Source organism: Streptomyces tateyamensis (genome assembly GCF_003205575.1).
Classification (GTDB): Bacteria; Actinomycetota; Actinomycetes; order Streptomycetales; family Streptomycetaceae; genus Kitasatospora; species Kitasatospora tateyamensis.
Map to the genome: position 1 here is coordinate 22,333 of NZ_PYBW01000015.1, position 12,299 is coordinate 34,631.

11 protein-coding genes are annotated in these 12,299 nt (G+C 74.7%); all 11 read left to right on the top strand.

All coding sequences use genetic code 11. The features are described 5' to 3' along the window. Nucleotides 1–200: 200 nt before the first annotated feature. The 11 genes from C7C46_RS04795 to C7C46_RS04840 all read left to right on the top strand — a co-directional run bounded on the left by C7C46_RS04795 (nt 201) and on the right by C7C46_RS04840 (nt 12,290). Nucleotides 201–1,208 carry an aldo/keto reductase family protein gene (locus C7C46_RS04795; protein ID WP_110666033.1) on the top strand — a complete coding sequence of 336 codons (1,008 nt, stop codon included), beginning with the start codon at nt 201–203 and terminating at the stop codon, nt 1,206–1,208. A gap of 175 nt (nt 1,209–1,383) precedes the next feature. Next, nucleotides 1,384–1,524, top strand: coding sequence for a hypothetical protein (locus C7C46_RS34810; protein ID WP_181442198.1), 141 nt, complete (start codon nt 1,384–1,386; stop codon nt 1,522–1,524). Between the two features lie 97 nt (nt 1,525–1,621). Continuing rightward, complete coding sequence (locus C7C46_RS04800; protein ID WP_110666035.1) at nt 1,622–3,469, top strand: YcaO-like family protein; 1,848 nt, start codon at nt 1,622–1,624, stop codon at nt 3,467–3,469. Nucleotides 3,470–3,583: 114 nt separating this feature from the next. Continuing rightward, a complete protein-coding gene (locus C7C46_RS04805) occupies nt 3,584–4,660 on the top strand; it encodes a hypothetical protein (protein ID WP_110666037.1) in 1,077 nt (358 codons plus the stop codon). Beyond that, a complete protein-coding gene (locus tag C7C46_RS04810; RefSeq protein WP_110666039.1) occupies nt 4,657–5,925 on the top strand; it encodes a hypothetical protein in 1,269 nt (422 codons plus the stop codon). The genes C7C46_RS04805 and C7C46_RS04810 overlap by 4 nt, the downstream gene beginning before the upstream one ends. Next, nucleotides 5,922–6,914 (top strand): TylF/MycF/NovP-related O-methyltransferase, encoded by a 993-nt coding sequence (locus C7C46_RS04815; protein WP_110666041.1) that lies wholly within the window; start codon nt 5,922–5,924, stop codon nt 6,912–6,914. Before C7C46_RS04810 ends, C7C46_RS04815 begins: the two co-directional genes overlap by 4 nt. A gap of 2 nt (nt 6,915–6,916) precedes the next feature. Next, entirely contained in the window at nt 6,917–7,948 is a 1,032-nt protein-coding gene (locus C7C46_RS04820) for a hypothetical protein (RefSeq protein ID WP_110666043.1), read from the top strand. 25 nt (nt 7,949–7,973) lie between these two features. Continuing rightward, on the top strand, nt 7,974–8,714 hold the full coding sequence (locus tag C7C46_RS04825) for a class I SAM-dependent methyltransferase (RefSeq protein ID WP_110666045.1): 741 nt from the start codon (nt 7,974–7,976) through the stop codon (nt 8,712–8,714). Then, nucleotides 8,711–9,934, top strand: a complete 1,224-nt coding sequence (locus tag C7C46_RS04830) for an MFS transporter (protein ID WP_181442199.1) — start codon at nt 8,711–8,713, stop codon at nt 9,932–9,934. Before C7C46_RS04825 ends, C7C46_RS04830 begins: the two co-directional genes overlap by 4 nt. Next, complete coding sequence (locus C7C46_RS04835; RefSeq protein WP_146258988.1) at nt 9,928–11,046, top strand: insulinase family protein; 1,119 nt, start codon at nt 9,928–9,930, stop codon at nt 11,044–11,046. The genes C7C46_RS04830 and C7C46_RS04835 overlap by 7 nt, the downstream gene beginning before the upstream one ends. After that, nucleotides 11,043–12,290, top strand: coding sequence for a hypothetical protein (locus C7C46_RS04840; RefSeq protein WP_110666049.1), 1,248 nt, complete (start codon nt 11,043–11,045; stop codon nt 12,288–12,290). The genes C7C46_RS04835 and C7C46_RS04840 overlap by 4 nt, the downstream gene beginning before the upstream one ends. Nucleotides 12,291–12,299: the final 9 nt, after the last annotated feature.

The window sequence follows — 12,299 nt, forward strand, 5'->3', positions numbered from 1 at the left end:
TGCCGGCCGGTACCCCGCAGACGGTGGCCGCCGCCCTGCTGGACCACTACGTCCTCGGGGTCCGGATCCTCTCGTGCGCGGCTTCGACGTCCTCGCGGACGCCGAGGGTTTCGGCCGGACCGTCATCCCGCTGGTGCGCGCCGCCGTGGCCCGGCACGACGCGGACCAGCCCGCCTGAACCACCGGAACGGAGTCGTCTGATGGAGTACCGAAGCCTCGGCCGCAGCGGGCTGCTGGTCAGTGAGATCGCCTACGGCAACTGGCTCACCCACGGCTCCCAGGTCGAGGAGGAGACGGCGCTGGCCTGCGTGCACGCGGCGCTCGACGCGGGGATCACCACCTTCGACACCGCCGACGCGTACGCCGGGACCCGGGCCGAGTCGGTGCTCGGCCGGGCCCTGCACGGTCAGCGGCGCGACGGGCTGGAGATCCTCACCAAGGTGTACTTCCCGACCGGACCGGGCCGCAACGACCGCGGGCTGAGTCGGAAGCACATCCTGCTCTCCATCGACAAGTCACTCCGCCGCCTGGGGACTTCCTACGTGGACGTGTACCAGGCGCACCGGTTCGATCACACCACCGAGCTGGTGGAGACCATGGAGGCGTTCGCGGACGTGGTGCGGGCCGGCAAGGCGCTGTACCTCGGCGTCTCGGAGTGGACGGCCGAGCAGATCCGGGCGGCGCACGCGCTGGCCCGCGAGCTGCACGTGCCGCTGGTCGCCAACCAGCCCGAGTACTCGGCGCTGTGGCGGGTCATGGAGGCGCAGGTCGCACCGGCCTGCCGGGAGCTGGGGATGGGTCAGCTGGTCTGGTCGCCGGTGGCCCAGGGCGTGCTGGCCGGCAAGTACCGCCCCGGCGAGCCCGCGCCGGCCGACAGCCGGGGCGCGGACGAGAAGGGCGGCGGCACCAGCTCCATCCGGGGCTACGTGCGGGCCGAGGTGCTCGAACGGGTCGCGCGACTGCGGCCGCTGGCCGCCGAGGCGGGGCTGAGCATGGCCCAACTCGCCCTGGCCTGGGTGCTGCGGAACCCGGACGTGTCGGCGGCGATCATCGGCGCCTCGCGTCCGGAGCAGGTGGCCGAGAACACCGCCGCCTCCGGCGTGGTGCTGGAGCCGGAGCTGGTGGCCAGGATGGACGAGCTGCTCGCCCCGGTCGCCGAGTGCGATCCGCGGCTCACCGAGAAATCCTCGCCGCGGAGCCGGCCGTGAATGCATGCAAGACGCCGGAGGACATCCCCAGGTCAATTCGATGACAGCTTCCTGCCTGTCCGCTTGTGCCCCCCTTAAACGGCCACTGGGGTGCGTTGACAGCCTTTCGGGTGCTGACTGATAGTGAACCATCAGAACGGCCAAGCGAGTTCACGAAGCGACAGGAGACGTATTCATGACCGAGAACACTGCTCCCCAGAACAACGAGAACACCGAGGACCAGACCGCGGAGGAGGCGGCCGGCACCGTGCCGTTCACCGTCGAGCTGACCGAGCTGGACAGCAACCCGATCGTTCTGCAGCCGAAGTCCTACTGATTATCCGCCGCTGATGTCCACCTCGTTCTCAATGCCCCAGAAATTGACATTCGGACCGCTCGAGAACGAGGGCTCGCTCTTTCGTCTCGCTCCTTGGGTGGCCGTCACCACCCAGGGAGCGAGCGTTTTTCTGCTCGGCCCGCAGCTGGCGCTGGTGCGGGTGCAACTCGATGCTGTCGCCGCCGATCAGGTCGGCGCCGAGCCTGCCGCGGCCACCGCTGCGGCGGCGATCGCCGGTGCGCTGGCCGCCCGACTGGGGGCGGCCCGCGCGGTCGAGTCGGGCTTCCTGGAGCCGGTGCGACCGGCCCACCGTGCGCCTGCCGAGGCGTCCGCCGGGCCGGTGGCCGGTGTGCTGCTGTGCCGCGATCCGGCGACGGCCCGGGAGTTCGCCGACCTGGTGCGCCAGTTGGCCGCCGTGGGCGCCGGGCGGTGGATCGTCAGTACGGACGGCGAGCTGCCCGCCTGCGGCCGGCCGCTGTACGTCCTCCCGACCGATCCGCTGACGCCTGCTCGGCCCCTTTCAGTGCCGACCTCCCTACTCACCCAGCAGATCCACCTCGGCGAGGGCTTCGAGGGCAGCCACCTCACCCTGGCCGACCCGGCGCGTGCCGACCGCGTGCGGTGGGCCTTCGAGGAGCGGCTCGACGCGCTCGGCTTCACTGAGCGCCCGCGACCGCTGCTGTACCGGGCCCGCCGGGACCCGGTCGCGCTGGCCCGGGCGATCAAGGCGGCCACCCGGCTCGGACCGGACCAGGCGGTGCTCGTCGACTCCCTGCGCACGGTCGCCTTCGCCACCGCGCGCGCCGTGGGAGCGACCCCGTTCCGGCAGCTGCCGGACACCCAGGCCTGGACGTACGGAATGGTGCGCGGGCTCCAGGTGCGGCCGGGCTCGATCGCCGGGAGCCACGTCGCCACCTGCCGCACACCCGCCGGCGGTCAGGACCACCTGGAGGGCAACAGCGGCAAGGGCGTCACCTCCCGGGCCGCGCTCACCGGCGCGGTCGGCGAGGCGGTCGAGCGGTACGCGGCCTACCAGGCCAACTGGAGCCTGCCGCCCGCCGATCCGGGCGCGCCCCGGCTCGAGCTGGCCGACCTGCACCCGTACGGGCCGGCCTGGGAGCGGCACCGAAGGGCGCCCCGCGCCGCCCGGGTGCCCGTCGCCTACGTGGCCGGCACCCGCCTCGCCGACGGCGCCAGCGTCGCGGTGCCCAAAGCCCTGGTCACCTTCCCCTACCTCGGTCCGGACCGGCCCACCGACGGCGTCACCACCGGCCTGGCCGGAGCCGCGAGCGAGGAGACCGCTGTGCTGCGCGGGCTGCGCGAGGTGCTGGAGCGGGACGGCCTCTACAACGGGTTCAGCGGACTGCGACCGGCCGTGCGGCTGGACCACACCGGCGCACTGGCCCGGCTCGGGCTGGCCGGTGCGTTCCCCGGGAGCGTCTGGGCCCTGCACTGGCCGCAGGACGGCCTGGTGCTGCCGGACGTGCACGCCTTCCACCACGACCCGCAGACCGGGGTGCTGGTGCGCGCCAGCGGCTCCGGCACCTCGTTCCGGCAGGCGCTGGACGGCGCGGTGACCGAGCTGTGCCAGATCCACTTCGAGGCGGTGCGGGCCCGGGCGGCCGGCACGCCGACCAGTGCGGCCCATGCCGCCTGGGCCCGGCCGCAGGTGTCGGCCCGGGCCCGGCGCTACCTGGACGAGCAGCGGACCGGTCCGCCGCCCGCCGTGCCGTACGCCGACGAGGCCGGGCAACTCGGTTACTTCGTCGAGCGGTTGGCGCAGCGCGGACACAGTCCGATCGTGGTCCGGCTGCCGCTGTGCGGGCCCGACTGGACGGTGGTGCGGGTCCTGGTTCCCGGGGCCACCACTTCGCCGTACGGGTCGCACAGCCGCGGCGGCGGCGGCCTGCTCGGCGCGCCCTGGGAGCACGGCATCCCGACCTGACCGAGCTGACGGACCTGACCGACCTGACCGAGCTCACCGACCTGACCGAGGGCCCCGCCCCAGGGACTCTCCGAACTTGATGGACCGTCACCACCCGGACCGAAAGGATGTGCTGTGAAGACGTTGGACGCCTTCCGCGACCTCGCGGACGCGCTGGCGGCTGCCGAGGCCGGCGGCGGCCCGGACGGTGACGAGCAGCGCGCGCACCGGCTGGCCGCCGTGCTCGCCGACTCGCCGCAGCTTCACCGGGTCGACCCCGGCCTGCTGCTCGCGGAGCTGATGGCCGACCCGCGCAACTGGCCGGACCAGTCCTGGAAGAACTACTTCGGCAACGCCTGCGTGACGGTGGTCCGCACCGAGACCCTCCGGGTCGACGTGCTGTACTGGCTGCAGAACTCCTCGACCCTGCACAAGCACGTGTCCGCTGGGGCGTTCCTGGCCCTCAGCGGCCGGCGCCTGCACTGCGAGTACGACTTCGCCGCTGCGGACCCGCTGGACAGCGGGGTGACCTTCGGCGCCCTGACCGCCACCGGCCGCACCATGATGCGGGCGGCCTCGGTCTCGCCGATCCTGCCGACCCTGGTGCACGAGCTGTACTGGATCGAGAAGCCGTCGGTGACGGTGTCGATCCGCGCCGTCCCGCGGTCGCAGTCCGAGGGGGCCGACCGGCACCGCCCGCACGAGTTCATCGCCCCCGGCGCGGGCTACCTGCCCGCCGCGTTCCAGCGGACCTCCAACCTCCAGCGCTGGATCGACGGCCTGGGCATGCTGCGGCTGGCCAACCGGCGGCTCTACCTGGACACCTTGGAGCGCGCGCTGCCGCTGGTGGACCCGATCCACCTGATCCACGTGCTCGACGAGCTCTGCGACAACCCGCTCGACGAGGTGTCCGCGCTGCTGCAACGGGCCGACGCGGCCCGGTCGGACGACGCGCTCGCCCGACTGGCGCCCGCGGTCCCGCAGTTCCGCCGCCGGAAGATCTTCTCCCGGGTGCAGATCAGCGGTGCGGACGGCTACCTGCTCGCGGCCCTGCTCTGGTCCGGCGCCGAGGGCGAGGAGCTCGCCACCCTGCTCAAGGCCGAAGGGGTGGACGAACCAGGGGAGTTCGTCCGCAGCCGGGGCGAGCGGCTGATCGCCGTGGACCCGCGGACCGGGCCGTACGTCGAGCAGGCGGGACGGTCGCTGCGATGAACTCCGCTCAGGCCACCGGGCCGGACGCCGGTTGGGAGGTCGGGAGCTTCTGGGAGACCCGGCCGACGGTGCTCGCCCGCCGGGACCGGGAGCCCGCCTTCACCGAGGACGCGCTCTTCGAACTCGCCTGCGCCGCCTCGGCCCAGCGCGCCACGCTGCCCGACCCGCAGGACGTGCGGGTGTTCGCGGACGAGAGCATGGTCAACCCGTCCATGGTCCAGGCGTACCTGCCGACCCGGGAGGGCGACGGCAGCTTCGCCGGCTACGCGCGCCGCCTGCGGGCCACCGCCGGATCCTTCGCGCTGACCATCAACTCCCTCCAGCAGTTCGACTGGGAGCTGTTCCGGGCGCTGCGCCGGCAGGTGGACCCGGTGCTCGACGCGCTCGCGCACCCGACGGCCGGCGGGGTCGACTGCCACCTGATCGCCTCGGTCTACGGGACCGCCCCGACCCTGGTGCACAAGGACACCGCGGGCGTCTTCACCTACGTGGTGAGCGGGTTCAAGCGGTTCTACACCTGGCCGTTCGAGGTGTTCGGCGAGCTCGCCGGACCGGAGGCGATGCAGCGCCAGGTCAACCTGCCCGCGTCGATCCGCCACCACGACCACCTGGCCACGGCGACCGTGGTCGAGGGCGGCCCCGGCACGGTGCTCTACTGGCCCTCGGACCGCTGGCACTGCGCCACCTCCGACGGCACCTTCGCGCTCTCGCTGCACATCGCGCACTACCAGTGGGACGACCGGCTCGCGCTGCTGATCCGCCGCCTGCAAGCGCTCGCCGCAGGCGAGTTGGGCACCACCCGGTTCGAGGGCGGGCCGCTCGGCGCGGGCTCCGGCGAGGTGGACAGCCGGATCCGCAAGACTGTCACCGCGCTGCTCGACGGCCCGGAGCTGGAACTGGAGCTGAAACTGCGTCAGTTGAAGCGGCGGACCGCCTCCAACTTCGAGGTGCTGCCCCGGCTGCGCGAGGCGGCCGAGCCCGCCCCGGCCGACCGGCTGACGGTGACCGCCGACTCCGTGCTCCGCACCCTGCGGGCCGACGGCACCACCCACCTGGCGGCCAACGGCCACCTGCTGCGGGCCCGGGGCGGCGACTGGCTCGACGCCTTCCTGCCCGCGCTCACCCCCGGCACCACCAGGACCCCGGCCGACTGGTGCGCGCTCGCCCGGGCCGCCGGCGGCCCGCAGGACGACCGCCAACTCACCGCCCTGCTCGCCGAACTGGTCAAGCGCGGCGCCTTGGACCACGAAAGGGCTTCGGCATGAGGATCAACGACGGCGCGTTCGTCGCCGCCCGGGACGGCCGCCTGCTGGTCGGCCACGTGGACCGGCCCTTCGACCTGCTGCAGGCCGACACCGGCATCCTGCTGCTGCTCGCGGAGGCCACCCGCGGCACCGGGCCCGAGCAGCTGGCCCGGGCCCTGTCCGGCGGCGCCGCCACCGACGAGGCGCCGGTGCGGGCCGCGCTGGCCCGGCTGCACGAGGCCGGGATCCTGGTGGACGAGGTGAGCCCGGCGCTGCGCGACGTGAACGTGGAGATCGCCAAGGTCATCTCGGCCGCCCCCGACCTGGAGGCCGACCCCGCCTTCATCCGCGCCGCGCGCAGCTGCGAGGGCCTGACCCTGACCTCCCCGGCGGCCCGGTACGCGCTCTGGTCCGCGGTGCGCTACCTGGTGGCGGGCGGCATCACCGGCGCCCTGGTGGAGTGCGGGGTCTGGCGCGGCGGCAGCATCCGGCTGGCCGCCCTGGCCCTGCTCGAACTGGGGGTGCGGGACCGCGAGCTGTACCTGTTCGACACCTTCGACTGGAAGTGGGAGCAGACCGGCGAGCAGGACGGCTTCATCGGGCAGGTCCGGGCCGGCGCCGAGCCCGACGCGAGCGGGGTGCACCCCGAGCAGATGGCCGCCGGGACCACGGCCGAGGAGGTGCACCGGCGGGTCGCCGAGACCGGGTACCCGGCCGAGCGGATCCACTGCGTGCCGGGCCTGGTCCAGGACACCGTCCCGCAGCTGGCTCCCGAGCGGATCGCGCTGCTGCGCCTGGACACCGACCAGTACGACTCGACGCTGCACGAGCTGCGGGAGCTCTACCCCCGGGTGGTTCCGGGCGGGGTCGTCGTGATCGACGACTACGGCAAGCTCGCGGGGGCCACCCGGGCCACCGACGAGTACCTCGCCGAGCTGGCGCAGCCGCCGCTGCTCCACCGCCTGGACACCCAGGGCCGAATCTTCGTCAAGCCCGAAAGGAGCCAGTAACCATGGTCGAGGTCATCGACTCCGCGGTCCGTCCGCGGTTCAGCCGCGACGTGTCGCTCACCACGGACGGCGAGCTGGTGCGGATCGAGGACGGCACCTACCGCGCCGCCTTCCCGTCCAGCGCCGTCACCCTGGCGGACCTGGAGCGCTGGGCGGCCGGCGGCTCGCCCGCCGAGCTGCTGGCCGACGTCCGCGGCTGGCTGGACTGCCCCGAGCCGCGGGCCCGCGAGGTGGTCGAGCGGCTGTTCAGCACCGGTCTGCTGGTGGACCCCGAGGCCGCCCGCCTGGACTCGGTGCCGGGAGCGTACGTCGCCTGCCGGCTGGTCGACGCGTTCCGGCGGGAGTTCCCGCGGGTGCTGCGGGACGCACCGCTGCTGCGCGCGCTGGCCGCCGGTCCCGACCACGGACTGGCCGCGGGCCTCCTGCTGGAGACCTACTTCGTGGTCCGGGCGGCCTCCTGGTCCGCCGAGCCGGTGTTCCGGCACCGGATGACGGCTGTGCAGCGCGCGGCCCTGGAGGAGTTCCGGGCCTCGGAGTCGGGCCACGGCAACCTGCTGCTGGGCGGCTTCGCCGCGCTCGGCCTGGACGTGGACGTGCTGCGCACCGCCGAGGAGGCGGTGGAGACCATGGCCTACAGCCACGCCTATGGCGCCTTCGGCTGGCAGGGCGTCGCGGAGTTCGCCGCCGCCCTGATCCTGCCCGAGGTCCGTGCGGCCGGCGCCGACAGCGCCCGGCCCGGCACCGACGTGCTCGACCTGCTGGAGCGCGAGCACGGCATCCCCGAGGCGCTGATCCGCCGGTTCCGGGCGCACGACGCGGACGACGTCGAGGGCGACCACGGCGGACTGCCGAGCCTGCTCCTCTCGGAGGAGCACGAGCTCGGCCAGGCCAAGGTGACCCGCCTGTTCACGGTGCTGCGGCAGATGATGGACCTGTACCGCGGGCACCTGGACGCGGTCCACCGGCGCTACGCGCGCTGGCTGCCGGGCGAGGACCCGACCCGTCAACTTCCCGACAACGCCTACCGGTTCTGACCCCGCAGCGGAGGACGGTCCGACCATGACCACCACCACCGGCTTCTACGACGGCCTGATCGGCGCCGTCTACGCGGCCGCCATCGCCGACCAACTGTTCGACGAGGACGCGCTCTTCACCCGCATCGTGGCCGAGGCCCGGGGCACCGCGCTGGAGCTGGGCAGCGGCACCGGCCGACTGATGCTGCGGCTGCTGCAGGCCGGCCACCAGGTGCACGGCCTGGAGATCTCCGAGGAGATGATCGGGATCTGCCGCGCCGACGCCGCCCGGCAGGGCCTGGTCCCGACCATCCACCAGGGCAGTTTCGCGCCGCTCGACGCCGAGCTGAGCGGCTACGCCGCGCTCTACTGCCCGCTCAACGGGTTCGCCTTCATCACCGACGACGAACTGGCGCTCGCCTCGGTGCTCAGCTACGCCGCCGCCCTGGCGCCGGGCGGCATCCTGGCGCTGGCCGGGTCGGCCGGTGACGCCCGGCTGCGCAGCAGCGCCGAGTGGGTGCGGCGCCCGGACGTACCGATCGCGGGCGGCCTGGTCGCCCAGGTGGACGAGCGCCGCACCGTCGACACCGCCGAGCGCTGCCTCAAGGTCGAACGGACCATCACGGTCCGGGACGCCGACGGGCGCACCACCGCCGAGGAGGACGGCGTGCAGTGGCGTCGGCTGCGCCCGATCGCCGAGCTCGCCGAGCTGTTCGCCCAGGCAGGGCTGACCGGCCTGCACGCCTACGGCAGCGACGCCGACCACATCCTGACCGGCCGCAAGTGAGCACCGCCACCGTGGCCGCGGCCACCACCCAGCGGCACCGCGCCGCCAGCGCGGTCTTCCTCGGCGCCGTGTTCGCCTCGGCCGTGGGGGACGAGGTCGCCTCGATCGCCGTCCTGGTCCACCTGGCCGGCAGCCGCCAGTCGCTGCTGATCGCCGCGCTGCTGGTCCTGCAGATCGCCCCGGCCGTCCTGCTGGCGCCACTGACCGGCCAGCTGCTGGACCGCCGCGACGCCGGGCGGATGCTCGCCCTGGCCTCGGCGCTGCAAGCCGTCGTGCTGCTCGCGATGAGCAGCTGGCCGAGCACCGGGGTGCTGCTGGCCGGTACCGCGGCGGTGGGGGCGCTGGGTGCGGTGGCGGCCCCGGCCGCGGTGGTGCTGATCCCGGTGGTGGTCGGGGAGGCTTTCCCGGCCCGTGCCAACAGCCTGCTGGAGCTGAGCCGTTCGGCCTCCACCCTGGTCGGACCGGTGCTCGGCGGGGTGCTGGTGGCCGCCGCGGGAGTCCGCTCGGCGCTGCTCGCCGACGCCGTCTCGTTCGGGCTGGCCACGCTGGTGATCGCGGTCATGCGGGTGCGCCGACCGGTGGCCGGGGACGACCGGGTCTGGTGGCAGGGGGCCACCGAGGGCGTCAGGTTCCTGGCCCGGCAGGGCGAGTTGCGCGCCGTACTGCCGATCCTGGTCTTCACCGTGTCGGCGAGCTCGATGGTCAATGTGGCCACGGTGTTCTTCGTCCGCGGCCCGCTGCACGCCGGCGGGGCCGCGCTGGGCCTGCTGACCGCCGCCTGGGGGGTGGGCGCGATGGCGGGGGCGGCGGTGGCCTCCCGCCGGGAGTGGCGGGCGCCGGAGCGCGCGGTGCAGGCCGGGGCCGCCGCCATGGGGTTGGCGATCCTGCTGTACGGCGCGTTCGCCGTGCTCGGCGTCACGGTGCTGATGGCCCTGCTGGCCGGTGCGGCCAACGCCTACCAGAACATCGCGATGCGCACCGCGGTGCAGACCCGCACCCCGGCGGAGCTGCTCGGGCGGGCGCACGCGGCGGCCGGCTCGGTGGTGAACACCTTCTTCCTGGTCGGCTTCGCGCTCGGCGGCGTCTTCGCGGCCGCCGACCCGCGCAGCACCTTCGTGGCGGCCGGGGCGGTCACGCTGGCCGCCGCAGGCGCCGGCCTGGCGCGGGACGGGCTGCGCGTGCGGCGCCGGGCCGCTCCGGTGGCGGAGACCGAGTGCTGACGACGACTCGGCAGGGGCGGTTGCGCACCGGTGTGCGCACCGCCCCGGGCAGTCCCTACGCGGCGGTCTGCGTGGCCTTCGACCGCGGCTATCTCGACGATCCGGCCTCCCACGTCGGGCTCGCGCACCTGTACGAGCACCTATGGTTCCTGCGGGCACCTGCCGACCTGACCCTCGAATGGGGAGCCACCCACGACCACGCGACGGTGCTGCACCACGTCTGCCCGCCCGACGAGGTGCCGGTGGTGCTGGCCGCCCTGGCCGACCGGCTGGCCGACTGCTGTGCACCGTCGCCGGTGGCCGCCCACGGCATCCGTTCGGCGCTGCGGCTGATCGAGCTGGAGCGCCGCGGCGGACAGGAGCGCCGGCTGTCCGGCTTCCCACGCCGTCAGATCGCCCGGCTGCTGCGCGCGGACCCGCAGTTCGAGCCGACCGCCGTCGCACCCGCCGGGCCGGAGCTGGTCGAGCTGGTCGACGGGTTCGCGCACGGGGTGGCGGTGGCGGTGTGCGTGGCCGGACCGGAGCCGGGGTGGTCCGCCGGCGACCTGCGGCGCAGCCTTGGCGGCGCGGTGCCGGGAGCCGGTCGGCCGCGCCCGGGGCCACCGGTCGGCGGCGCCTGGCAGTTCCGGGCCCCCGAGGGCAACGCCTGTGCCGCCGCCTGGATTCTGCCGCCCGATCCGGCGACCGCCGCCGCGGCCTGGGTGCTCGGCGGGCTGATCGACCGGGGGCGGCCGCCGACCGGGCTGCACTGGCTGTCCGGCCGGGTGCTCTCGCCGCGCGGCACCGAACCGGTGCGCGGCGGCCTGCTCTACGCGCTGGCCGCGGGCCTGGACCCGCGCCGCCCGTTGGACCTGGCGCCGGAGCTGCTGCTGCCGGTGCTGGCCGCAGGCGCCGACGACCTCGCGGCGGTGCGCGACACGCTGCCGGACAGCGCCCCGGACCCGGGCGAACTCGCGGCGCTGGACGCCCTGTCACTGCTGCACGGGTCCCCCCGCTTCGAGGCGGTGCTCGCGGCCACCCGCCAGGTCGACCACGCGGCGCTGCTGCGCTTCGTCGACCTGCTCGCGGCGGCTACGGCCGCGGCGGGGACCGACGCGTTGGTGGGTCGGTGAGCGCCGGCCGCGGCTCCGTCGCCACCGACGGCACCGTGGGCACCCTCGACCTGCGCCTGGCGGCCGGCACCCTGCGCTGCTTCGCCACCGGGGAGGCGCAACCGCGCCTGCAGGTGCGGACCGGCTGCGTGCCGGGCGAGGACGTCTCGCTGCGCCTGGTGCACGACGCGCTGGTGCTTCCCCGACTGCGCGACTGCTTCACGCGGCTGGCGCCGACCCGGCCGGTGACCGACCACGAACGCCTGGTCGGCGTTGAGCTGACGGTACCTCAGCTCGATGCGGGCCAGCTTCTGGACCAGGCGGCCGAGGCGCTCGCGAGCGGCCGACAGGCCGTCAGCGCGGCCCGGGCCGATGACCTGGACCTGGACCGGGTGATCGCCGTGCTCGCCGCCGTGCGCACCCGAGGCTCGCACGACCTGGCCACCCTCGCGACCCTCGGCTCGGCCCCCGGGGGTCCGGTCCACCAGGTGGCCGGAGCCCGCCTGACGGCCCGCCAGGTCACCGAGCGGCTGATCGACGGCGGGCGGGCGGTGATCGCCGACGCCCCCGCGCAGGCCGACCGGGTCGCCGGCGCCGCGGTGCTCACCGCGACCCACGGGCCCGCCCCGGCGCCCGCGGCCGTCGAGTCCGAGGCTGTCGGTGGCCCGGAACAGGATCTGCCGATCCGGTTGCCCCGGCCGGCGGCCCCGCCGCGCTGGCTGGAGGTCGAGTCGCCCCGCGCCGAGCTCGCCTACCTGCAACTGCGCCGGGCGATCCCGCAGGTGGCCACGGTCCGGGCACTCGCCGCCGCGCTGGTCGCCAACCAGGCCAGGTTCGGCGCCTACAGCTCGGTGGTCGACGACGCGATCCGGTCCGAGCTCGCGGCCAGCTACCTGTGGGACTGCGTGGTCGACCTGACCCGGGGCGAGTTCCTGATGCTCGCCGCCCCGGCGGTCGAGGACGCCGACCGGGTGGCCCGCCTGGTGCTGGCCGAGCACGCGGGCGGCGCGGCGCTGTCCCGGCGGGCGGTCGCCACCGCGCGCCGCATCGTGCGGTCCGCCCTGCTGCGCCGGATCGGACCGGCCCAGCTGGTGCTGACCACCCAGTCCGAGGTCCAACGAGCCGGCCTGCCGATCGAGTTCACGGCTTCCCTGCTGGCGGCGGTGCAGGACGTAGGCCATGAGGAGGTGGCCGCGGCCCGGGACGCGGACGACAGCCCGACGCCTGCCGTCACTCTGGTGCTCCCGGCCGCCCGGCCCCGCTGACCGTCACCC

Excerpts from the sequence above, each read along its gene's own strand:
- C7C46_RS34810 (WP_181442198.1), top strand. The coding sequence starts at position 1,384 with ATGACCGAGAACACTGCTCCCCAGAACAACGAGAACACCGAGGACCAG.
- C7C46_RS04825 (WP_110666045.1), top strand. The coding sequence starts at position 7,974 with ATGACCACCACCACCGGCTTCTACGACGGCCTGATCGGCGCCGTCTAC.
- C7C46_RS04810 (WP_110666039.1), top strand. The coding sequence starts at position 4,657 with ATGAACTCCGCTCAGGCCACCGGGCCGGACGCCGGTTGGGAGGTCGGG.
- C7C46_RS04815 (WP_110666041.1), top strand. The coding sequence starts at position 5,922 with ATGAGGATCAACGACGGCGCGTTCGTCGCCGCCCGGGACGGCCGCCTG.
- C7C46_RS04820 (WP_110666043.1), top strand. The coding sequence starts at position 6,917 with ATGGTCGAGGTCATCGACTCCGCGGTCCGTCCGCGGTTCAGCCGCGAC.
- C7C46_RS04795 (WP_110666033.1), top strand. The coding sequence starts at position 201 with ATGGAGTACCGAAGCCTCGGCCGCAGCGGGCTGCTGGTCAGTGAGATC.